This is a genomic window from bacterium, assembly GCA_030649025.1.
Classification (GTDB): Bacteria; Patescibacteriota; Minisyncoccia; order JAUYLV01; family JAUYLV01; genus JAUSGO01.
In genome coordinates, this window is the sequence record JAUSGO010000004.1 from 1 (window position 1) to 23310 (window position 23310).

23 protein-coding genes and 1 tRNA gene are annotated in these 23310 nt (G+C 48.9%); 9 read left to right on the plus strand and 15 right to left on the minus strand.

The features are described 5' to 3' along the window. The coding region (locus tag Q7S09_00620; GenBank protein MDO8557681.1) for a 3'-5' exonuclease at positions 1–947 on the plus strand (947 nt) is incomplete at its 5' end. Here Q7S09_00620 and Q7S09_00625 read toward each other — a convergent pair. The 9 genes from Q7S09_00625 to rpmH form a co-directional block, all read right to left on the minus strand. Beyond that, on the minus strand, positions 899–2101 hold the full coding sequence (locus Q7S09_00625) for an O-antigen ligase family protein (GenBank protein ID MDO8557682.1): 1203 nt from the start codon (positions 2099–2101) through the stop codon (positions 899–901). The two genes, Q7S09_00620 and Q7S09_00625, sit on opposite strands and share 49 nt — an antisense overlap. A 7-nt stretch (positions 2102–2108) precedes the next feature. Beyond that, positions 2109–3434, minus strand: a complete 1326-nt coding sequence (locus Q7S09_00630) for an O-antigen ligase family protein (GenBank protein MDO8557683.1) — start codon at positions 3432–3434, stop codon at positions 2109–2111. 94 nt (positions 3435–3528) lie between these two features. Further along, positions 3529–4287, minus strand: coding sequence for a nuclease-related domain-containing protein (locus Q7S09_00635; protein MDO8557684.1), 759 nt, complete (start codon positions 4285–4287; stop codon positions 3529–3531). A gap of 56 nt (positions 4288–4343) precedes the next feature. After that, the gene (locus Q7S09_00640; protein ID MDO8557685.1) at positions 4344–5765 is read right to left on the minus strand and encodes a flippase; all 1422 of its coding nucleotides are present in this window, start codon (positions 5763–5765) and stop codon (positions 4344–4346) included. Positions 5766–5767: 2 nt separating this feature from the next. Next, positions 5768–6253, minus strand: a complete 486-nt coding sequence (locus tag Q7S09_00645; protein ID MDO8557686.1) for a R3H domain-containing nucleic acid-binding protein — start codon at positions 6251–6253, stop codon at positions 5768–5770. Positions 6254–6265: 12 nt separating this feature from the next. Then, positions 6266–6991 (minus strand): YidC/Oxa1 family membrane protein insertase, encoded by a 726-nt coding sequence (locus Q7S09_00650; protein MDO8557687.1) that lies wholly within the window; start codon positions 6989–6991, stop codon positions 6266–6268. A gap of 111 nt (positions 6992–7102) precedes the next feature. Beyond that, complete coding sequence (yidD, locus tag Q7S09_00655) at positions 7103–7342, minus strand: membrane protein insertion efficiency factor YidD (GenBank protein MDO8557688.1); 240 nt, start codon at positions 7340–7342, stop codon at positions 7103–7105. Continuing rightward, entirely contained in the window at positions 7305–7655 is a 351-nt protein-coding gene (rnpA, locus tag Q7S09_00660) for a ribonuclease P protein component (protein ID MDO8557689.1), read from the minus strand. The genes yidD and rnpA overlap by 38 nt, the downstream gene beginning before the upstream one ends. 17 nt (positions 7656–7672) lie before the next feature. Next, a complete protein-coding gene (gene rpmH, locus Q7S09_00665; GenBank protein ID MDO8557690.1) occupies positions 7673–7810 on the minus strand; it encodes a 50S ribosomal protein L34 in 138 nt (45 codons plus the stop codon). 189 nt (positions 7811–7999) lie between these two features. On the opposite strand from rpmH, the gene dnaA reads away from it, so the two are divergent. The 3 genes from dnaA to Q7S09_00680 all read left to right on the plus strand — a co-directional run bounded on the left by dnaA (position 8000) and on the right by Q7S09_00680 (position 11038). Further along, the gene (gene dnaA, locus Q7S09_00670) at positions 8000–9394 is read left to right on the plus strand and encodes a chromosomal replication initiator protein DnaA (protein MDO8557691.1); all 1395 of its coding nucleotides are present in this window, start codon (positions 8000–8002) and stop codon (positions 9392–9394) included. A 220-nt stretch (positions 9395–9614) separates the two neighbouring features. Further along, positions 9615–10712, plus strand: a complete 1098-nt coding sequence (dnaN, locus tag Q7S09_00675) for a DNA polymerase III subunit beta (GenBank protein MDO8557692.1) — start codon at positions 9615–9617, stop codon at positions 10710–10712. 26 nt (positions 10713–10738) lie between these two features. Continuing rightward, entirely contained in the window at positions 10739–11038 is a 300-nt protein-coding gene (locus tag Q7S09_00680) for a hypothetical protein (GenBank protein ID MDO8557693.1), read from the plus strand. 45 nt (positions 11039–11083) lie between these two features. Here the strand turns inward: Q7S09_00680 and Q7S09_00685 are convergent, their stop codons facing one another. The 6 genes from Q7S09_00685 to rpsL form a co-directional block, all read right to left on the minus strand. Then, positions 11084–13252 (minus strand): transglycosylase domain-containing protein, encoded by a 2169-nt coding sequence (locus tag Q7S09_00685; GenBank protein MDO8557694.1) that lies wholly within the window; start codon positions 13250–13252, stop codon positions 11084–11086. A 378-nt stretch (positions 13253–13630) separates the two neighbouring features. Continuing rightward, on the minus strand, positions 13631–14239 hold the full coding sequence (locus Q7S09_00690; GenBank protein ID MDO8557695.1) for a nucleoside-diphosphate kinase: 609 nt from the start codon (positions 14237–14239) through the stop codon (positions 13631–13633). Positions 14240–14287: 48 nt separating this feature from the next. Next, entirely contained in the window at positions 14288–14623 is a 336-nt protein-coding gene (locus Q7S09_00695) for a hypothetical protein (GenBank protein ID MDO8557696.1), read from the minus strand. Between the two features lie 84 nt (positions 14624–14707). Further along, the gene (gene fusA, locus Q7S09_00700) at positions 14708–16807 is read right to left on the minus strand and encodes an elongation factor G (GenBank protein MDO8557697.1); all 2100 of its coding nucleotides are present in this window, start codon (positions 16805–16807) and stop codon (positions 14708–14710) included. Between the two features lie 111 nt (positions 16808–16918). Beyond that, complete coding sequence (gene rpsG / locus Q7S09_00705) at positions 16919–17386, minus strand: 30S ribosomal protein S7 (GenBank protein MDO8557698.1); 468 nt, start codon at positions 17384–17386, stop codon at positions 16919–16921. An 18-nt stretch (positions 17387–17404) separates the two neighbouring features. Beyond that, positions 17405–17824 carry a 30S ribosomal protein S12 gene (gene rpsL, locus Q7S09_00710; GenBank protein MDO8557699.1) on the minus strand — a complete coding sequence of 140 codons (420 nt, stop codon included), beginning with the start codon at positions 17822–17824 and terminating at the stop codon, positions 17405–17407. A 187-nt stretch (positions 17825–18011) separates the two neighbouring features. Between rpsL and Q7S09_00715 the strand changes: the two genes are divergently transcribed. The 5 genes from Q7S09_00715 (at position 18012) to Q7S09_00735 (ending at position 23310) form a co-directional block, all read left to right on the plus strand. Further along, positions 18012–19211, plus strand: coding sequence for a thiolase family protein (locus Q7S09_00715; GenBank protein MDO8557700.1), 1200 nt, complete (start codon positions 18012–18014; stop codon positions 19209–19211). Position 19212: 1 nt separating this feature from the next. After that, positions 19213–20268 carry a hypothetical protein gene (locus Q7S09_00720; protein ID MDO8557701.1) on the plus strand — a complete coding sequence of 352 codons (1056 nt, stop codon included), beginning with the start codon at positions 19213–19215 and terminating at the stop codon, positions 20266–20268. Positions 20269–20395: 127 nt separating this feature from the next. Beyond that, positions 20396–22375, plus strand: a complete 1980-nt coding sequence (locus tag Q7S09_00725) for an AMP-binding protein (GenBank protein ID MDO8557702.1) — start codon at positions 20396–20398, stop codon at positions 22373–22375. Between the two features lie 243 nt (positions 22376–22618). Further along, the gene (locus Q7S09_00730) at positions 22619–23224 is read left to right on the plus strand and encodes a hypothetical protein (GenBank protein ID MDO8557703.1); all 606 of its coding nucleotides are present in this window, start codon (positions 22619–22621) and stop codon (positions 23222–23224) included. 13 nt (positions 23225–23237) lie between these two features. Beyond that, positions 23238–23310 (plus strand) — tRNA-Val (locus tag Q7S09_00735).

The following is a 23310-nucleotide window of genomic DNA, read 5'->3' on the forward strand; positions in this document are numbered from 1 at the left end:
TCATTGACGAGATACTCGCCATGCGGAAAAAAGGCGTCAGTCTATCCGATGCCGTGGTGCTCTACCGCACCAACGCCCAGTCGCGGCCTTTTGAAGAATTGCTTCTGCGCGAGCGCATCCCATATCGCATAACCGGGGGAACGCGGTTTTACGAGCGAAAAGAAGTAAAAGACATGCTGGCGTTCCTTCGGTATCTAAAAAACGAAAACGACCGCTCGGCCCTGGAGCGCATTATCAACATTCCTCCTCGCGGCATTGGCAAGGTAGGCCTTGAGCGCATTGTGGAGCGGGGATTGGACGCCGCCGCCGACGCGTCCCCCGCGGCCCGTGATTTTAAGGCGATGGTGCGGCTTTTGCGCGAAAAACAACCCACGCGACCGCTGGCGCAGTTTATCAAAGAACTTTTGTCGGCCATTAACTATAAAAATTATCTGCGCGAAGCCTACGCGTCCTCGCGCACCTGGCGCGCCGACGAATTTGAAGAACGGTGGGAGAATATTGAAGAACTCATCGGCACCGCAAAAAAATACGACCAGATATCTCCGGCGACGGCGCTCGAAAACTTCCTTGAAGATATCGCGCTTTTTTCAAGCGCCGACACTATTGATGTAAGCGGCGGCATGCTCAACCTTATGACCATGCATCTTGCCAAGGGACTTGAATATCCCATTGTTTTTTTGGCCGGCTGTGAAGAAGGTCTTCTACCCCACGCGCGCAGTATCTATGACCCAGAGGCGCTGGACGAAGAACGCCGGCTTTGCTATGTGGCCATCACGCGCGCAAAAGACCTGGCGCACCTCACGTTCGCAAGAGAGCGGACGACCCACGGCGAACGCTCACGGCGCCTTCCTTCAAGATTCATTTCCGAGATTCCCGAGCACCTGGTGCATTACGAAGGTCACGATTTATCCGAGCCGGAACTCATTGAAGAATGGGAGACGGATTGAAGTGAGGCGATGGCAAGTAAACCCCAGAAGACGACCGAGAGGTCGTTTTTCCAATAAAGCGTGTCAACCGCACCGTGGAGTAAGATATAGAGTATGACGATGAATGCCAAATGTCCGAGATCCAATGTCCAATTGTCGAGGGTTTGTTTGAAGAACCACCAAAGAAGAAGCAAAAACCCGACAAGGCCCAAAAGGCTTGTTTGCAGCCAGAATGCCAGATAGATGTTGTGTGGCTGTGGGACTGCCCACTCAAGATACGGCGGGTAGTTTTTTTGTTCTGCAAGATACCGGTCCTGAAAATTTCCGGGGCCGATGCCGAAAACAGTATTGTCTTTCCCGATGACAAGTGCGCTCCGCCAAATCATCATGCGCGACGAGGCGGATGAACGCTCGGGAACATAAAACATTTCTTGCAGAAACGGCCAGAAGCGAGTAGCGAGAAAAGGCGTGAGCGCTCCGCCGACAATAACAATGACAATAACAATGACGCGAAACTTCGCTGTAAGCCGCGGAACGAACAAGCCAAGGACAAGCGCTCCCACAACTCCCACCCAGGCACCAAAGGACCCCGTAAGATATAACACGGCAAGAAGCGAGACCAGGGCCATGCCAAACAATATGCGTTTTTGTTTTGAACTTGTAACCACAAACCGCCATAGCATAATAAGCGCCGCGGGCGCCAGATACATCGCCAGATGATTCGGAGATTCAAAGAATGCGCGCAATCTTCCGTCGTATGTCACACTGCCCGCAAAAACATATCCAAGCGCAATAAGCGCCACACAAAGACCCGAGACGGCGTATGCGGAAAAAAGTTTGCGTCTTACATTGTCGCCCGCATTTCGTATGAGCAGGAACATAAGGAACGGATCAAGGAACCACCCCTTGATTATGCCCAATGACCGGAGCGTGGGATTTAGGGCGACAGAAAAAATAACGCCGAGCACGAGAAGTAAAAGCCCCGCGCGGAACATATGTTCGCGCGGCAGAGAAAAAAGTTCTTTAAACGCGCCCTTTCTGCTCGCCTGCGCGCTCGCGATAAAAAATGCAATATACAGCAATGCTTCAAACAATGTCGTAGGAATGCCAAATACGCCGAATCGCACAAGATACAGCGGCGTAAGTCCGAAAAGAATTATGGGAATGTGATACATAAAAACTTTATGGATTTTTAGCTGATTCGGCGGCGGCGAGCATTAACAATACAAATATTGCCGGGGCCCAGAGGGGATTCTCAAAAAACGCATGCGTGGAAAATCCCACAAGAGCGCCGACAAACCCCATCGTAAGAACATTGGAAGAAAAATTGTCCGTTTTACATGACCGATAAAGCCCAGAAAAAATCGCCACCAAAAGCAATATAAAAACGACAAGGCCCGGAAGTCCTGTCTCAACCGCTATATCAAAATACAGATTATGCGCCGTAATGGGATTGCGGATGCCCACGCTGCCGTCTTCGGCGACGGCATAATTTCCAAGTCCCGCGCCAAAGGGATGTTGCAAAGTTTTTTCCGTAGCATCCCTCCAGATATCAATGCGTCCCGCATTGGAACCTTCCGCAACATCAAAAGACGAAACAAGGCGTCCGACAACCGGAGCTCCCGCGATAAACAGAACAAACAATGCCGCTGCAACCAGAACAAGATAGGGCGCAATGCCGTGTTTCAATTTTTTCCACGAAAGCGCAAGGACGACAATGGTACTTGCAAGGAACCCCAGATATCCGCCGCGCGAAAACGTGAGAAATAGACAGACTACAAAAAGCGCATAGAGCGCGGCGAGAAACGTGAAACGTTTTCTGTCTTTTGCCGCAAGAAGCATGGACAGCGCCAAGGAAGATACGAACACAAGATAGAACGCGAACATGTGCGGATCGGGAAAGAACGCGAATGCCCGCAGATAATCGGCTCCTCCGATGTTCACAAACCAGCTGGGATATTCGGCAATAAGCGCGCCAAATTCTTCTCCGTGCAGATATGGCGCGAGTCCCGCAAAAAAACGAAAGAGATCTTCCGTTCCGAAAAAGAACTGCAAAATAAATTGCGTAATGCCCAAGAGGGCGGCCACAATGCCCCCCGCTAGAAGAAATTTTATCAACGAAGCCCGGCTATCGGGCTTTTCTTTAAAAAGCGCGGCGATGGCAGGAAGCAGAGGAGTAAGAGACCAAACATATAAAAGTTTCCGCAAAGCCCACGAAACTTCCACGGCAAAAAATGTCGCAAGAGACGCGACTACTAAAAATAACCCCAAAAGCAATGCGGGGCGCGTTTTTAATTCTGGGAGGAATGTTTTTGGATATTTTAAAAATACCGTAAACCAGAACATCGGCACCAAAACTCGCAAAAGAACAAGGTCAAAGCCGGGAAAGGGGTTGAGCGCGACAGAGAAGGGGAGCAAAAAAAATAAAAGCGCAAGACCCCGCGTGGGCCACCGCAAAAAAAAGAGAAAGCTTATTGTGGCAATACCAATGGTTATCACGAGCGCCATGTAGACAGTATACCACGTCCCAGTAAGTGAAATGTGAAAAACCAGACGGTCTTAGTTCGTCTGGTTTGGAATTTGCTTTATTGTATAATCTCTTTTATCTAAACCGACTCTTCTCCCCCAGCGAAAACTTACTTATGCTTTTGGGCGCAAAGCGCTGGGGTAGCTCTTTTAAATTAAGCATGTCTGAAACCTTCCTAACAACGTCATTCTGTTTTTCTGTAGAAAGAACCGGACTAGGTTCCGCGCCGCGCAAGAATTTCTCCAAATCCTCAAGTCGTAGAATCTCAACTAGATCGACTTTGTTATTTACCAAAAGTCGCGTGCCGGGTGCAGTGAAAACTAATATAGGACGAACGAAGGTAATGCCAAAAGATGCACCGATTCTCTCTTGAGCCCAGCGCGCTTCCCGTCTCGCCTGGGAGAGATAGTTTTGTAAAAAACCATTGACTGTTATTTCCTTATTCCGTGCATCATATTCAATTTTTCCCGTAACTTCTTTTGCTTCAATCGCAAACAGACCATTCGGTCCAATAACAAGAAAGTCGATATCTGCGGTCCCAGGTCCATCTGTCAGATTTTTGAAAAAAACAAAATGAGGGGCTAGCCCCTGAAGCACGTTCCAAACCTTTTGCTCACCGTTAATGCCTTTTTTGAATGCCGTCTTGGTGTCTTTGAGTCGTTCAATTAAGATGATGACACCTGTGGCGATAAAACAAAGAAAAAGAAGGGCGATTGCCTTTAAAAAAACCTGATGAATCGCTCCTCCAAGATAAAAAGAAAGTAATACGAGAGCAGTAATAGCAACGCTTTCGAAATATTCAAGCTGATTCACTTTTTTCTTTAAGTAGTTCATCTCTAAGAGCGGGTACTTATAGAAGTATACCCGAAGTAAAAACAGCCTGCGAGGAACTATTTTAAAGAGGGCCTTGCCAGTCCCCGAATCTCCGCGACAGAAACCGCTTTTAGCAAGAATGCGAAAGCGCCATAACTTACTGCCCCTATAAGAAGAAGTATAAGGATGGACTGCGAAGAGAAAAGAAAAAGCACGAAGACCATAAGCACGCTTGCAAGCGCGATGCGGGGAATTCGTCTAAGAGCCGCGCTGAACCATCCGAATTTTTTGAGCAATAGAATCATCGCAATAGTAACACCGACTTCGGTAAGCAGGGTGGTCCATGCCGCGCCTATGTAGGACCAGTGAGGGATGGCGTAAAAATTCGCGCCGACATTAAGAATCATGCCCCAAAAATAAATATATGCCAGCGTCTTTTGTTTGTGGATGACAATGAGCATGTTTGAGTAGAGTGTGCCGAAAAATATCGCGAATGTCGCGCCAAGCAATATCATAAGCGTCCGCACCGAATCGTCATATCCTTTTCCGAAAAGCGCGATGATCTTTGGCGCAAGCATTAAGCCCCCCGCAAGCATGGGGAATGCGATAAAGGAGAGCGCGTCAAATGCCTGGTGGACCGTGTGAAAGAACTTTTCCCGGTTTTCCGAGGCGTGACGTACAAAGACCGGAACGAGCAGTCCTATATAAATGGGCGGATAGGCAACGATGGTTTCCAGTATTTTATACGCGAGCCCGTAGACGCCCACATCGTAGGAGGGCTTAAGCAGGGAAAGCATGAGCGAATCTATTTTGAAATAGATGAACGAGAATATTGTGGAGAGCGCGATGGGGTAGGAGACGCGCAGAATGATCTTCCATGCCCCAAGATCGGGCGTGAAACGATAGAGAATGTGCCTTCGGGCAAAAAACGCCACGACACCAAGTTGCACGATGCCTGCGCCAAGCATTGCGAGCAACGCCCCAATAACCCCGTAGCCGGCCTGCAAAAGCCAAAGCGTGAGCGCCACCTGCACGATGCGTGAGACAAATTCTCCCGCCGCAACCACCCGCATGCGCAGATATTTTTGGAATACCGCGATAAAGAACGTAATGAGCGATGAGCAGACGAACGCGAAAGAGCCGATTGCGATACCTACTTTTACCGAGGCGCTATAGGGGAACAAAAGCGCGATGAGGGGGGCGACAACTCCGAGAATAACGAGAAGTGAAACCACCCGCAGAGAGAAGAATTTGGAAAAGATGTCCGCATCGTCCGCGCCCGGGCGCGACATGTCGCGTAGAAGCGTCTGATACAACCCAAGGTCGGCAAGAACGTTGAAGATGCCTCCGTATGCAAGAATGGTAAAGTATTCCCCGGCCTTGTCTGGCCCTAATCCGCGCGTCACCAAGCTCAAACTAAAAAACGCCAGTACCAATCCCAGCGTTCGTGTAATAACCGAGACCCCTGTATTAGCCGCGACGCCTTTTTTTGTGTGCATTTTTATTGTTGCAGCGGCTTAACCACAACTCTCCGTTCGAGCCCGTCTCCGGTCGACTCCGTGGTGATGTCCGGATGGGCGGTAAGTTCGGAGTGTATGATGCGGCGTTCATAACTTGACATGGGCTCAAGCTCTATCTGTTGCCCCTCTCTGGCCACTTTGCTTGCGACTTCCCGCGCGTACGATCGTAATTCAGTTACGCGCTCTTCGCGATAGTTGTTTATATCAATAATAAAACGCGGGCCTTCCGGTAGCATCCGCCGCACAATAAGTTTGGTCACATATTCAAAGGCGCGCAGATTCGTGCCCTGTTCGCCGATGAGCATGCCCGCATTGTCCGTGGAAACGGCAACCGTCAGCGGCTCATCGGGAGCGTTTTGCCGCAACGAAACGGAAATATCGAAAAATCCCATGAGGCGAAGAAGGGCCTCCGCGGTTTTTCGAAGAGTTTCCTGTTGATTTGATGCTGTTGGGCTTTGGTCGGTCATACACGAAAATTATTATTGGGTCTCTTGAAGAGAGGCCTTGGCGCGCTGCATGTGCCATTGCTGAAACACGGTAAACAGCGTGTAGACTATCCAATAAAGCGCAAGTCCTGCCGGAAACGTAATGCCTAGAAAAACGGTAAATAACGGCATAAAGTAAAGCATTTGCGTATTCATTACCCTTGCCATATCTCCTTCTCTCGCCACGCTGTGGGCCTTGGGAATGCTTTGTCTCGACTGCCAAAACTGCGCAGCTCCTGCCAAGATTGCAAGATATACGTTTTTCTTCGTCAGGTCAATAAGCCCCAAAAACAAGGGGTTGATCAGGCCGGGGTGGCTAACAAACGAATAAAGTCCGACAATCCCATCCGGCTTCAAGCCATTAAGAAATGCCCGATAAAGCGCGATGAGCACCGGAAACTGCACCAAGAGCGGTAGACAACCGGAAAACGGGCTTACGCGATGCTCCTTATACAGCTCCATGAGCTTTTTTGCCTGTTCTTCTCGCTTGTCTTTGTGTTTTTCTTGCAACTCTTTTATTTTTGGCTGCAACTCCTGAAGGCGTTTTTGTGATCTAAGGGCTTTAAGAGAGAACGGATACAGAATAACACGGATAAGAATGGTAAGAAGTATGATGGCAACTCCAATATCGTGGTGCGGCAGGATATTGTAAATGCCGATAAGCGCATTAAAGATCGGCCGATACAGCGCTTCATTGAAAATACTTATAAAAATATTCATAATATTGGGCCTTCGCGCTAATAAAGCGCCGATGGCATAGAATGATTTTTAAAACACGGCCTTTTGGTGCCCACACACGCGCTTGCCGGACACATACTATCGGTGTCGGAATCAGACGGGGTCGTATCCTCCTTGGGAGAACGGGTTACAGCGCATTATTCGCCAAGCGCTTCGCGCTATCCCTTTCAAAAAACCCTTTGTTTGTATCGCCTGCTTAGTGTACGTCGAGCACGACGGATAATATTTACACGACCCGCTCAAAAATGGCAACGAGATGATTCCGTGGTCCGGCGAGACGGTCTTTTGGTATAACTCAATAAGATTTGTTGCGGTTTTTGAGAGTGTTCGCATGATAAGTAAGCTCCTTTACTAAATCAAAAAAATCTGCGTCCTGGATGTTTTTTGAAGGAAAGATAAGCAGATCATATCCGAAGAGGGCGGGCATACATTTCTTGACAACCTCCCTTGTTCTTCGTTTTATAGAGTTTCTTGTAACCGCCTTTTTTGCTTCTTTGGCGCTCACTATAACGGCTATGCGAGGCGGCGCTATCCTTGTTGTTCTTGAAGCCTTCAGGCGGAAAAATCTTCCTCGGGTCTGCGTTCCTTTTTCCAACACAAAAAGAACGTCCTGTCTCTTTTTCAACCTGTTAATGCCGGAGAGCATAGAAGGCGGTTTCAGGACTACACAACTAACTTCTTTCTGTGTTTCCGGCGTCGTCTTTGCACCACCCGTCTTCCGCCGGTACGTCGCATGCGTTTTAAAAACCCGTGTACACGACGCCTTCTGCGCTTCTTTGGTTTGTAGGTAAGGGCTAGCATTCTTGTAAAGAATACATTCTTCGTGTATGCTCGTCAATAGTTAATTTTCATCCACAACTTCTGCACAGATGGGGATTATTTTTTAAGTTTTTTTCTGCGTGCTATACTACCTTCCGTTGTGTGAATTTATTTTCATTGTTATTGCCTGCGTTCTTCGCATGCATTATAAGATAATTTTTTCTCCTGCATATGACCAATGAAGATCTCTGGCAGACCGTGTTGGGCGAAATGGAACTTACGCTTTCCAGGGCAAATTTCGTTACCTGGTTTAAAAACACTTCTATTTCTGCTCACGAAAGCGGCGCCGTGATCGTCAGCGTCCCGAACGGGTTCACACAAGAGTGGTTGGAGAATAAATATAACAAATTTATCCTTAAATCGTTGCGCAAAACATCTCCGGACGTTAAAGAGGTGAAGTATGTCATAGGCTCCTACAGTCCGCCTCCGCGCCGAGAACACCTTGATGTCTCCCCCGAGACTCAAATGGACAAGGAATCTTTTGCCTACGACGACCAGCTTAGCGTCGGTGAACTTGAACAGCCGGTTCTGGTAAATAAAGCGAACCTCAATACCCGCTATACCTTTTCTTCGTTTATCGTTGGTTCTTCAAACGAATTGGCAAACGCAGCTTCCCTCGCCGTTGCAGGAAGCCCCGGTACGGTATACAACCCCCTACTTATCTATGGGGGAGTTGGGCTTGGAAAAACGCATCTTATGCAGGCGGTCGGAAACGAAATACTCGCAAAGCGCCCCGGAGCGCAAGTTAAGTACATAGCCGCGGAACGTTTTACGACGGAGCTTATCAATTCGCTCCAAGATAAGCGTATTGAAGAATTTAAACAGCGCTATCGGGCTTGCGATGTGCTTATTATCGACGATATCCAATTTCTTTCCGGAAAAGAAAAGACTCAGGAGGAGTTTTTTCATACCTTTAATCATCTTTTTGCCAACAATAAACAGATCATCCTTTCTTCCGACCGCCCTCCAAAAGCCATAGGAGGCATCGAGGAGCGACTACGGAGCCGTTTTGAGGGCGGCATGGTCGCCGATGTTGGCATACCAGAGCTTGAGATGCGTGTTGCGATTCTAAAGAAAAAATCAGAAGAAAGAAATATTGCGCTTCCCGATGACGTGCTTATGTATATTTCTACGAAAATCCAGAAAAATATTAGAGAGCTCGAGGGAGCGCTTAATAAAATAGCCGCTTACGTACAACACACCAAAACAGTTCCTTCTCTTAAAATAGCAGAGAAAATCCTCTCAAGCCTTATAAATCAGCCAAAACGGATGATTTTGGTACGGGATATTATGAAGGCTGTGTCGGATTTCTACGATATCGGCCTCGATGAAATTGTAAACCAGTGCCGGAGAAAAGAGGTGGTAAGACCGCGACAAATAACCATGTATCTTCTGCGCGAAGAGCTGCAAAGCTCTTATCCGGCCATTGGAGCCAAGCTCGGCAACAGAGATCATACGACCGTTATGTACGGCTGCGAAAAAATTACAAAAGAACTGGAAAACAACCTTACGCTACAGGAAGAGGTCCGGCTCATTCGGGAGCGCCTGTATGCAAACATGGGATAGAGTGTGTACAAAAAAAATAATTTTATTTTTCTCTTTTTTTGTTCACTGAAATATTCCGCTTATAGCCAGGCCCTCCACACCTTTATAAAATTCTTACAGTATATTTTTTGTATAAACAGCGATAAAAAACTATTTTCCCCTTTTCCACAGCGCATAATAATAATCATTATAAATATTATATATAAAGAAATCTTATTATATATAATACCGGTGTATAACTATGAAATTTTCCTGCATCAGATCATATTTTCTAAACGCGGCAAGCTCCGTTGAAAGAATAATAGAAAAAAATAGCACGCTTCCCATTCTTCAAAATATTTTTATTAAAGTTGAAAAAGGGAAGACCACACTTTCCACGACAAACCTTGAAATAGGCATACATGCTTCATTCCAATCAAAAGCGGACGAGGAAGGATCTTTTACCGTTCCTGCAAAAACCCTATTGAATTTTCTTATGTATGTGGATACAGAAAAGATAACAGTCCACACAAAAGGAACAAATCTTATTATAAATGCCGGCTCTCATAAGGCGGACATTAAAGGACTTGACGCAACTAATTTTCCTATCATTCCTGAAATAACCGAAAGCTTTTCTACTTCTCTGCCTGCAGAAGAATTTTTTTCAGCTCTTTCTTCCCTAACTTTTCTTTCTTCAATGGGAGACCTGCGGCCGGAGCTTGCGGGAGTTTTTTGCAGTTTTGAAAAAAACCAACTGCGCATGGCTGCAACAGACAGTTTTCGTCTCGGAGAATTTATTTTAAAAATCCCTACCCCAAAGAAAGAAACGACCTGTATTATACCTACGCGAACCGTAAACGAAATAATCCGCTTATTCACCGGGGCCGAAGCCGTTACCTTAAAACTAAGTGCCAATCAAATTCTCATCAAAACACAGGAAAAAGAGCTCATCTCCCGCCTCATCGAAGAAAAATACCCCGATTATACGGCAGTTATTCCGACATCAAGCACAACCAGAACATATCTTAAAAGGGAAGAGTTTATGCAGGCCTTGCGCGCCGCAAGCGTTTTTAGCGGAAAGACGCGTGAGGTAAAAATTAATATTTTTCCGGAAGAAAAAAAATATATTATAGAAAGCCGCAATGCCGACATAGGAGAACACAAAAGCGAAATTTCTTGCGACGGAAACGGAAAAAACGTGACGGTATCGGTTAACTATCAGTATTTCCTTGATGCCCTCGGGAAGATTTCCGACGAAATGATTTCTTTTGAGAACAACAACGAAACAGACCCCATTCTTCTTAAGGGGCTTGCGGGCGCCGGACCAAGATATATTATTATGCCGTTGCGCTCGTATTAGGCGGTTCGCGCTACAAAAAACCTCCTATGAAGCGACTCGGAGAGCTGTTGAAAAGCGTATATGAAAAAAAATCCGAAACATACGACGAGATCGAACGCATAAACATTTTTCTGAAAAAGCACCACGGCACTTTATCCCCCACTCTTCAAAACCTTCTTGATAGGCGTACAGGAATTTCGTATAAGAATAATATACTTACCATCTTTGTTCCAAGAGGGCTCTTTTCCCCAGAAACACACTTCGCCGCCCACGAACTCAAAGAATTTTTTCTAAAAGAATCCGAAAAAAAACTTCGCGCGGTGCGATTTGCTCCGGAACAGCAATGAAAAGCGTGTACCGCACAAGAAAAACGCCAGCAATCTGCTGGCGTTTTATTTTTTGGAAAAACCCGTCTGGCCCTGTGTTATCGCGTCCCGTATCATTTGCTCGGAAAACTCGGGACACGTAGGTAGTTTTTCCGGAGGCACGTCTTGGTAAAGATCCTCCATGATGGTTTTTGCGATCTTTCCGGGTCCTTTGCCGCCCGGTTCTTTGTGCGGATCGTTTACGCCATGTGCATCGTCTCCGATAGAGGTGTTGTCTTCAAAACCAAGCCACACAAGCACCGTATATCCTTTCTGGCCACACGTGGAGATGCTGATCCAAGCATCTTTGAAGTTATTTGTTGTTCCTGTTTTTGCAATTACGGGGAAAGGAAGAGGCGGTCCGTTTTTAAGCCAGGGGCTTCCTTTCCCGAGTATGTAGTGCGCAGTGCCGTGTTGCCACAGTATCGGGCCGCGAAGCATGGCAAGAAGCTTGGCCTCAGTGTCTTGAGGAATTACTTGCGCACAATCGTTTTTAAAGTCCTTCCCAGGAAATTCTTCCGGTATTCCTGTCGGATACATCACCCGATCAACAATACGCCCCTTGTCAATTAAGCACCCGCCGTTTGCGATTGTTGCGTATGCAAGCGCGATATTAAGCGGCGTAGCTTCCACGGCGCCAAGTGCTGCCGTTGGATAGTGATGAACGTCTCCTTTTGCGTCGACGTAAGACGAAAAATTCCCCTTCAGACCCGCTTGTTTGGCAATCCTTATCACATCGTTAATGTCGACCATATGCAGAACCGCCCACATTGTCGCAGCGTTCCGTGATTCCGCAAGCGCAAGCCAACAAGGAATTATCCCTTTGTGCTTTCCGTCGTAATTATTTATTGTTTTTCTTTTGCCATTGCCCATTTTCACACTTACATATCCATCATTGAGCAGACAGGGTTTTTCGTCGTCTCTGCCGATTCCCCACCCATGAGCAAGCAAGGCAAGGTAGACAAACGGCTTGAACGCGGAGCCGAGCTGGCGATTTGCCTGCCAGAGATAGCGAAATCCATACCAAGGATTTGTTCCGCCCTCAGAGACAGCGACAATGTCGCCGTTGTTTTTAAGAACCAAAGCAAGCCCCGTTATCTTTTTTTGTTTTTCCGGCTGGTCGTAATGGCGCTGGCGGTATGCCAGAAGACCATTTTCCAAAGCCGCATCCGCGATGTTCTGAACGGACGCATCGATGGTTGTGAAGACGGCCGGCCCAAAAAGATATAAGCGGTCCCGGTCTTCCTTGGAAAGGCTTTCAAGGGCAAAGCCGACCGCTGACGGAGCAAAGCTGCGCGCGTTCCACGGATTAGTGCGCAGGTCCCTTACTCCAAGAGGTTTTTTAATGTACGTCTCAAATTGATCTCGCGTAAGATAGCCGTTCCTATGCATCCGATCGAGTACGATGAATCTTCGTCCAAGAGCCTCTTCCTCGTTCCCTTTTTTGAAGGGAGAGTATTTGACGGGATTTTGGATGAGTGCCGCAAGAAGCGCGGCTTCGTGCGGCTCTAGATCCGCAAGCTTTTTCCCGAAATAGAAATCTGACGCCGCAACAAATCCGTATTGCGGTGCGCCTCCTTTGGGACTCGGGAACCTTCCAAGAAAGACCAATGAAGCGTACTGTTCAAAAATTACCTCTTTGGCTTTTCTCCGATTCCATCCGAAGTGGCGCCAGAGCACAAACTCCCAACGAAGCGCCATGCGCGCTTCCCGGATTTTTCTAAACCACCTTTCGTGTTTCCCAGATGGTTTTTTATGCCATTCGCGATACATCTCTTCCTGTAAAAAACGCATCCTAACAACCTGCTGGGTCATCGTTGAAGCTCCGCCCTTAATTTTCCCCGCAAGAGAATTCTCGATTGCCATAATAATCATTCGAAACGGATTAACTCCCGGATGCCACCAAAACTCTTTATCCTCTGCGGAAAGTACGGCGTATTCAAGGGTTTTTGGAATATTTTTGTAAGGAACGAAAGTCCGGTATTCTCTACCGAACTCTCCAAGAGGCACGCCATCCGATGTGATTATTTTCCCGGAAAGCTGTGGAGAAAATCCGAACATTTCTTCTTCGGTCGGCAGATCGTATGGAAGCACGTAAACCCACAATGCAACGAACACAGAAAAAAACGTCAGAATGGTCGCTATCCTGTGTTTTTTTACCGTTCTCCAAAGACGTTCGACGCGCAGAAAACGCATAACATCCTCCTGATCTTTCCCGACTCAAGGCCGGGACCCCGACTTCTTTAATTCAAAAAAACAGAAGCGTTGGGGTAGTTTTCAAGGTGCAAAATCACTATCAGCTATATCGTATATGGAGAAAAAACACAACACCCGCGTTCCTATCAAAAATCCCTCTCACAAGAGGGGTTTTTGATAGCTTCGCGGACTTCAGGTACACCGTATTCAGCTGGTCTCCAGGTGGGTGCCCGCAATCTTCTTTATCTGAACGTCCTTGGACGGACACTCATCAAAAGAAGATACTATGGGGTTCCCAAAGAAAGAAAGATTGTACTAAAACGTTTATACCCAAACACTCCGTGAAGCTATGTATAGTATACCACAACCCGTGCCAAATTAATACATCACGTCTTCTTCAGCGCGTTTGTAGTCATGAAGCTCCTTTTCCGAAAACCAATACGCAAGCTCTTTCTCCGCCTCTTCCGGAGTTCCGGATGCGTGTGCAAGGTTTCGTACCGTACGATGGTCTCGGTTGGCGCAAGCGGCGGAATCCGTTGAAAAATCACCGCGAATTGTTCCCATCTCGGCCAGGGCCGGCATCGTATGCCCGCAAAGCTTACGGATGCCCTCCACCACATGCACCCCCTTGATGGCCACCTTCATAATGGGACCGGAAAGCATGAATTCCACGAGCCACGACCTTACCATTCGGCCGATTTCCAGATCGTCATCCGTTCCCATTTCTGCCTTTACATCAATGCCATATTTCTCATAAGTTGCTTTCGTTTTCCCCGCCAAACTTTTCGCATACGCGTCGCTATTATCATAATGCCCTTCTATTTGTTCCCGCGTCGCCCACACCATTGCAAGGCCGATGATCTTAAAGCCTCGCATCTCAATACGGCGAATAATCTCTCCGGTTAGCCCGCGCTTTACGCCGTCGGGCTTAACAAGCAGCAGCGTGCGTTCTTCTCTGGGGTGTCGAGGATGGACAAGCTCGCTCATGAAAAATTTTTTAAAAATGGATTTTTACTGATGTGCGTATTCACTGGGCTACTCAAGCTCTCTGTAGAAGCGCCCCGTCGGCGTCTGCTGGACATCGTGTTGACCGGACAAGACAGGAGAAAAAAAATCTTCTCTTTGTACTTCTTCGATTTCTCGGTTAATTTCTTCTATTTTTCCTTTTTGCACCGCATCTGCCCAGGAAGCGCCTTCGGGCCTGCCGATCACGAACGCCTTCTTGTTTTCGACGTTTTTCTGGTGGGCTTGGCGCGCCGTGTTCATATAATCCCCGAATACGGAGATAACAAATTTCGGTTGGCCCTCTTCAAGGACCAGAACCTTTCCACCGTGCTCTAGAAATTCTTTTATCTCTTGAGTTAATTCCATACCACTACAATGCTAGCAGATAAGACGGCGCCGGACAAGCCCGCGCCACTCCTTTGAGAGTAGCTGTGAGCCAGCCTTGGCCCATTATTTTTTTCTTCCATTAATGATTTCTTCGGCAACATTGCGTGGCACCTCCTCGTAACTGGAGAACTCCATTGTGTAGGAAGCTCTGCCCTCCGTCATGCTGCGGAGCTTTGTGGCATAGCCGAACATTTCTGCAAGTGGTACCGCCGCGTCAACAATTTTCAACTGGGCCCGCTGTCCCAGGTTTTCTATGCGCGCCCGCTTGCTGGATAGATCCCCGGTAACGTCTCCAAGGAATTTTTCTGGCGTTACGGCCTCTACTTTCATTACCGGCTCCAAAATAATGGGCTTTGCGCGTCTCACGCCTTCTTGTAACGCCATGGATGCCGCAATTTTAAAAGCTATCTCGGAAGAGTCCACGTCGTGGTATGAGCCATCATAAAGAGTAACCCGCATGTCTTGCAACGGGTATCCGGCAACAACTCCCCGCTCCATAGCTTCCTTTACGCCTTTTTGCACCGCCGAGATGTACTCCTGCGGGATAACGCCCCCCCGAAGCTTGCTTTCAAATTCGAATCCGGCTCCGCGTTCCAGGGCCTCGAGCCTCAGCCAGACGTGGCCGTACTGCCCATGTCCTCCCGTCTGCTTGATGTATTTTCCTTCGGCTTCAGCCGTCCCTTTGATGGTCTCTTTATATGCGACCTGTGGCGTACCGACGTTCGCTTCCACCTTAAATTCCCGCTTCATGCGATCAACAATGATCTCGAGGTGCAATTCGCCCATGCCGGAGATAATCGTGTCACCGGTTTCTTCATCTCCCTTGATGCGAAACGTCGGATCTTCGTCGGACAGGCGTTTTAACGCCAACCCCATTTTCTCCTGGTCGGCCTTCGTCTTTGGTTCAATTCGCTGGGAAATTACCGGTTCCGGAAAAATAATTTTTTCAAGTATGATGGGATTGTCCAGGTCGCAGAGCGTATCCCCGGTCGTAGTGCCCTTAAGCCCTACCGCGGCGGCAATGCCACCGGCCCAAACTTCTTTGATTTCTTCCCGGTGGTTTGCATGCATCTGCAAAATGCGCCCGATGCGCTCTTTGTCACCGGTCCCTGCGTTATACACATAGGACCCGGCCTCTACCCTTCCAGAGTAGACCCGGAAGTAAGTGAGCGAGCCGACAAACGGATCGGTGGCCACTTTAAATGCCAAGGCCGAAAACGGAGCCTGGTCGTCGGCAGAACGAACGAGATCTTCTCCCGTTCTTGGATGAGTTCCTGTAACCGGGGGACGATCCAGGGGCGATGGTAAGTAATCCACCACCGCGTCAAGCATGAACTGTACGCCTTTATTTTTTAAGGCGGAGCCAACCAAAACAGGAATAAGTGCGTTGTTAATGGTGGCCCTGCGAATAATTCGTTTTACTTCTTCGATAGGCGGCTCGACTCCGGCCAAATACTGCTCCATGGCCTTATCGTCCTTTTCCACAACTTTTTCAATAAGTTCATGGCGAAGTTCTTTGGCGCGTTCCTGCAGATCCGCCGGGACGACGCTTTCCACAATGCGCTCCCCGTGTTCCCCTTCAAACCGATATGCTTTCATGAGAAGCAGATCCACCACTCCTTCAAATCTATCTTCCTCGCCAATAGGAAGATGCATGCGTATGGCGTTCGGGGTCAGCCGTTCAAGAATAGAAGCGAAGCTTCGCTCAAAGCTCGCGCCCGCCCTATCGAGCTTGTTGATAAAGCAGATGCGCGGTACGTGGTATTCGTCCGCATAGTGCCAGTTGGTTTCGCTTTGAGGTTCCACTCCCGCAACGCCATCGAACACTACCACAGCCCCGTCCAGCACCCGCAGGGAGCGTTTTACTTCAACCGTAAAGTCGATATGTCCCGGCGTATCTATAAGGTTAATGCGATACTCGTGCGTCTTTTTGTCTTTGCCGTAGGGCGTCCAAAAACATGCAGTAGCCGCCGAAGTGATGGTGATGCCGCGCTCCCGTTCCTGCTCCATCCAATCCATCACGGTATCGCCCTCGTGCACCTCGCCAATTTTATGCGAGATGCCGGTGTAAAACAAAACACGCTCGGAAACGGTGGTTTTTCCGGCGTCGATATGAGCAATGATGCCAATATCTCGTATACGCTCGAGAGGATAGTCTCTCATAAACAAAAACTCGTTATGTCGTTAACGAGTTGGCGAGCTCCCGCCTGAGGCGGATCCGCCTTTGGTGGAAATATGCCGATAGAATTGACCCGTTAACGCGTTAATGAAAATTTACCAGGAGAAGTGTGCAAATGCCTTGTTCGCTTCCGCCATCCGGTGAGTGTCCGCCTTTTTCTTTATCGCGTATCCCGTGTTATTGGCCGCATCGATAAGCTCTTCCGCAAGCTTTTGCGCCATAGGCTTGCCCTTCCGGGTCCTTGCCCCGTTAATAAGCCATTTGCACGCCAAAAACATTTTCCGTTCTCCCCGCACTTCACGCGGAACCTGATAGTTCGCGCCGCCCACGCGTCTGGATTTAAGTTCAAGCTGCGGCGTAGCGTTTTTTATGGCGGCGTCAAAGGCTTCAAGGGGATCCTTTTTTGTTTTTTCGCCCATGCGGACCAGCGCCGTATACATAATTCGCTCCGCAGTGGATTTCTTGCCCCGCTCCATAAGGTAATTAATAAATTTTGCGACGACGGCGCTCGCGTACTTTGCGTCCGGCTGAATGGTTGTTTTTAGTTTTCGTTTACGCCTCATACTCTATGATTTATTATCTTATTTTTTATCCTGCGGCCGTTTCACGCCATATTTGCTTCGTTCTTGTTTTCTATTTTCCACTCCTCCCGCATCCAAAACTCCCCGCACAATGTGATAGCGCACGCCGGGAAGATCTTTGACGCGTCCACCACGAATAACCACCACCGAATGTTCCTGTAAGTTATGCCCGATACCGGGAATGTAGGCCGTAACTTCCATGCCGTTCGTAAGCCGCACGCGGGCGATTTTGCGTAGGGCGGAATTCGGTTTTTTAGGGGTCATGGTTTTTACACTGATGCACACGCCGCGCTTGAAGGGCGAACTATAAAGTTTCGGCCTGTTTTTAAGCACGTTAAACCCGCGGGTCAGCACGGGGCTTTTTGATTTTACTTTTTGCGACTTTCGGGGACTCTTAATAAGCTGGTGGATTGTAGGCATGATGTTAGAAAAGATAGCACACGACCAATCTAAAGACAAGCGAAAGCGTAACAAGGTCTCTTCGCGCTGTCAAATAAAAACTTTTGAATAAAAAACAATCCTTGACAATCGTGGCTAATTTGTTAGTCTAATTTCTTCCGGTTCATTGAAATTTAAGAACAAGTTCACAAAGAAGGGGGCGCTTATTATGCATCAAGAAGTTGCGATAATCGGCTCGGGAATGACGCAGTGTCGGTCGCGGTGGGTCGAGAGAACATTTTGGAACCTTGCACAAGAGGCGGTTGCCGACGCCGTAAAAGACGCGGGCATCCATATCAACGAAATAAAGGCCGGTGTTGCGGGTATTTACAACGACATCTTTGAATTTCAGGCAATTCCCGAATCGGGTCTCCAGGGCATTGTCGGACTTGCGAACAAGCCTCTGATACGCGTTTCAAACGGTGGGGCAACGGGAGCCTACTCAATGCTTGCGGGCCATAACATGGTCGCAAGCGGCCAGTATGACCTTGTCGTGGTTTTCGGCGTTGAAAAGGCGCTGGATTGCTATGACTATGAGGCGCGTAGCGCCACACCTGCCGTGGTGCAGACCATTGGTTATTCGTGGGATCCGTGGTTCGAGCGTCCGCTTGGTGCGCATGCCTCGGAAAGTTACGCGGAGGTTGTACAAGCGTACATGGACGAACATCCAGGAGACCTCGCTCCGATGGCTCGCGCGAAAGTTGTGGAATTGTTGTGCCAGCACGCGCAGAACAATCCATACGCTCAGCGTCTGGGAGAGAAAGTAACGGCAGACCAAGTGCTTCGGTCGCGCTACATCGTCTATCCGATCAGGTCGCTTGAGACCTGCGTATACACCGAAGGGGCCTGTGCGCTTATTTTTGCCTCCGAAGACGTGGCACGCAGTATGCAACGCATCGGAAAGACCCCCGTCTGGATTTCTGGCGTCGGCGCGGCAAATGAGCCGTATTTTGTGGGACGCGATATCAGCCGCTATAAAGTCCTGCATCGCATCTATTCCGACTATCTTGCCACAAAGCAGGCTCTTGAGATGGCGCATCTTTCCATTAACGACATTCAGATCATTGAGCTGCACGATGCGTACATTCCGCAGTTCATGATAACGCTTGCCGAGATGGGTGTTACACCGCTTGGTCGGGCAAATGACCTAGTGGAAGAAGGTATTATTATGCCCGGCGGACGCCTCTTGGTAAATCCTTCCGGAGGTCTTGTCTTCGGCGGCCACTTTGTGGGCGGCTCGAACATGATGTCAACTTGGAGCGTGATGCGTGAATTCCGCGAACGCAATCTTCAGTTTGGCATGATTCATGGCACGGGCGCATCGCTTTCGATGTATGGCTCCGTATTCGTGCTCGAAAGGAGGTCGTAACATGGCAACCGAGAAAAAATTCGTCATTCCGCCAGCCATGCTACCCGAAGAGGGTATGCACGAGGTTGTGGGAAGAGACGGGGAGACGTATCTTGTCCGAAACGATGCAATGTTCACCGGCATACAGCATGCCCAGGGGGAATTTTCCGCATTCTTCCTTGCTCTGCGCGATGAGTGCCGCATCTTCGGGCACCGATGTCCGAGTTGTAGACATATCATCGTGCCGCCATTCGAGAAGCTCTGTCCTCCGTGCAATTTCGAGAAAATGACAAAAGAGTACGTGCAGGACGTCGGGATAACCGTAGCGACGCCCGTCATTACTGTTTTTGCTCCGGCGCGATTCAAGGAAGAAGTTCCGTTTGCGACCGGTAGAGTATACTTAGCCACAGAAGACCACAACTTTGCCGACACAGCCCTGTTTCTGCGCATGCAGACAACCAAGGGCGCTATTCGTCCGGGGATATTTGGAAAAGAAACTCCGGTGAAAATCGTGTTCCGTGATGTGCGGCGTGGCGAGATTCGCGATATCTTTGCGGTTCCGCAATCGGAACTTACCGAGACGCAAATAGCCAAAAGCCCGCTCTTGGAAAGCGACCTTGAGTGGAACAGGGTTGAGGAGCCTCATTGGACCGCAACACCTGAACGCATGGAGGCGCGTCAAAAAGTAGCCAATGGATTTAAGCTTCTTGGCGAACGCATCGCCGCAAGCTCTCGCGCAACAAAGGACCTGGCAAACTGGAAACGTAATATCGTGGTTCATACCGGCGGCGGAACGTTCTGGTTTGCTATTCAGGACGGAACGCTTGCCGTGCATGATGGGCCCTTCTATAGCAATCTTTATGGCGCGGCAGATCTTGTGCTGACCATTGAAGAGCCTGCACTGTTGCTTCATTGGGTAGAGGACGCACTCAACACAAGCGGAGAGGGACTGACCAGTCCTCCTCTGACTGACTTTGTCATCGAGGGAACGCTCTTGCTCAACAAGACAGAGCTTGAGACGATCACGCGGCTCGACCGCATAACCCGTTCGCTTCGCCGGGACGCAAACAAAAAGTAACTTCTTGGCGCACTTTCCGTGCGCCTTTTTATTTCGCAAAACACATTGACGGTCCGTTGGCGCAATGCTAAACGGTATTATATATGGCTCTTTTATAATTTTTGCATCATTCCATCGGAGGGATCTCATGACGAAAGACCAATTTGACTGGATGCCGACCAAAACGCATCTGCAAGATTCGCGCATCGGGAGCTTTATGCAGAAACACGGTATCGCAGACTTCAGGAAGCTTATAGAAAAATCGAATGCCGATGTATCTTGGTTCTGGACCGCCGCACTGGAAGATCTCGGATTCGAGTGGCATACGCCGTATCATGCGCTTTTTGACGACTCGCTGGGAATGCCGTGGGTAAAGTGGTTTTTGGGCGGGAGGCTCAACATCGTCCATCACTGTCTGGACCGCCATCTTCGCGACGGAAAATCCAAAAAAGATGCTCTTGTCTGGGAGGGAGAGGATGGTCTGATCCGCAAAATCACATATGGAGAACTCGCGCATTTGGTAGAAAAAATTTCTGCGGCTATGACGAGCGTCGGGGTGGCGAAGGGTGATGTTGTTGCAATGTGCATGGACCTCACCATTGAAGCGGTTGCTGTCATGTTCGCCTCCTTTAAAATAGGCGCAACGTGCCTTCAGACCGGAACGTGGCACGCGCCCGCGGAGCTTGCCGAAACTTTGCGTCGCGGTGCTCCAAAGATGCTATTTATTCACGAAAGTTTGCGTCGCGGAGGAGAAGAAAAAAGTCTGCAGGCGGCGATTGAATCCATAGGATCCGACAGTACGTTGCCCGTAACCGTCGTAGTTGTGCCAAGGATTGGCGCAAGCAAGGAAGAACGAGAAAGCGTTTCAGGTCCTTCCGGCGGGCGTATAAATAAATTTGGAATTCTGCTGGCGTCCGCAGAGAATAAGCCCGCTGTTAAAACACTGGCACTTGACGCGGAGACGCCGTCGCTCATCCTTTTTTCTTCCGGCACGACCGGGCGCCCCAAGGCCATTGTCCATACTCACGGAGGAGCACTCGCACAGGTTGTAAAGGAGGTGGGATACGCTTTTGACTGCCGCGAAAACGACGTTTTCTGCTGGACGACAAATCTTGGATGGATGATGGCGCCATGGGAAATAATCGGAACGATGTTCTTTGGCGCTACGCTGGTCCTTATCGAAGGATCTTGCGCGTACCCGACGCCGCACCGAATCTTTGAAATCATCCAGCGGCAGCGCATCTCCATCTTAGGCACAACGCCCGGCCACCTTCAGAAACTGCGGGACTGCTCCGAGCAGTACGGTCGGCATGATCTTTCGAGCCTTAGGATCCTTGGCTCCACTGGAAAAGTTCTTGACGCAGAACTTTGGAGCTGGTTCTTCACGACATTTGGAGACAAGAAGCTTCCCATCGTCAATATATTCGGCGGCACCGAGGTGCTTGGATGCCTTGGGTCCGCTCTTCCCATTATGCCCCTTAAGGCAGGAACGGTCGGGATGGCGGCTCTTGGAACTGGTTCAGACGTTTGTGATGATGGAGGAAATTCTGTCCGCGGACAGGCGGGAGATGTGGTTTGCCGCTCCCCTATTCCTTCCATGACCAGGAGCTTTTTCGGAGATCCTCAGGGATATTTAGATGCCTATTTCTCTCATGGGACGCATCTTTGGTGGCATGGCGACCGGGCGATCATTGACGAGGATGGTCTCTGGTTCCATCTCGGGAGATCGGATGATCTTATTATAAGGGATGGGGTGAAACATGATCCGGTAAAAATTGAGAGCGCGCTCAAGGCATTTCCCGGACCACCGCGTATTCGGGACGTCGCCGCGATAAGCACGACCGACAAGAACGGTCACGACCGCATCGTTTGTTTCGTCGTAATAGACGGGGCATTCGTGGAAAATGTGAAGGAATTTTTGCACGATGTGCGGGCCCACACGAAAATAACCTATGGAGCGCTCGGACAGCCCGATGAGGTTTATGTCGTCAGAGAGCTTCCGGTGAACCAGGCAAACAAGGTGCCGCACAAGGCATTACGGCTTATGCTTGAAGGAAAGGATGTGGGCGAAGTAGCGCTACAGAATCCTTGGGCACTTGAAGAAATACGCAGGGCGCTGAATTGTTAATGAGCGCTTGCAGCAAGGCATGTAATCCAAAAACTCCGTTCAAAATTCGAACAAGTTTTTATTAAAGACGGCGCACACCACTGCGCCGCTTTTCTTTTTCATCCACGCACCAGTCCCGCCAAGGCGGGACGGTACGGGGTTTCGCCCCGCACCAGAACACCGCGTCAAGAAACCATTAGTTCTGTTGGCGAAGCTTCATTTTTTCTGCTAAGCTCTATTTAGGATATTTAACCATCCATTCATATGTCCGGTGACGCTTCCCAAAAAGAAAAAGAGCTTTACAGCAAATTCAAAAATGCCTATGAAGCACATGAAAAACGTGTATGGGAAATTGAAAAAATCATGGCCAGGCTTAGCCAGGCAAAAAAAGAAGGGAGAAAAGATCCAGAAAGAGAACGGCAGCGCGAGGAAGCTTCTGCTCTTGTCCAAAAAGAGCTTGACGTCATCCAGCGGCTTGTTTTAGAGGCAAAAGAAGCGCTGGGTTCGCCAAAAAGCTTTCTCGGCGAGTCGGTTGATGCGAACGGGCTTACCTCGACAATTAGAAAACTCATTGAGCGGGAAGCGATTGAAAAGGCTGACCTCGCGTTTCCCTACACATTTCGAACAGCTCTTCTTAACGCCTTTCTGGAACGCGAAAAGCAAACAAGGGCATCGATTTATAAAAAACATGTTCGTAAGGGGTTCGGAAGTTCCGTTGAGAGTCTTATAGAGGAAGAACAGCAGAAAAACGAAGCCTATAGAAAACAACTCATGGATAAGTATCCGGACCTTCTATCCCCTAGTGATGTCGAGCTATTCAGCATGGCCTTTAAGCGCCGCATGGCTCGACATGGCGAAGAGGCCGTTTAAGTCGTAGATTATTGGGCGCATAGCTCAGCGATTAGAGCATCCGCCTTACACGCGGAGGGTCCTAGGTTTAAATCCTAGTGCGCCCA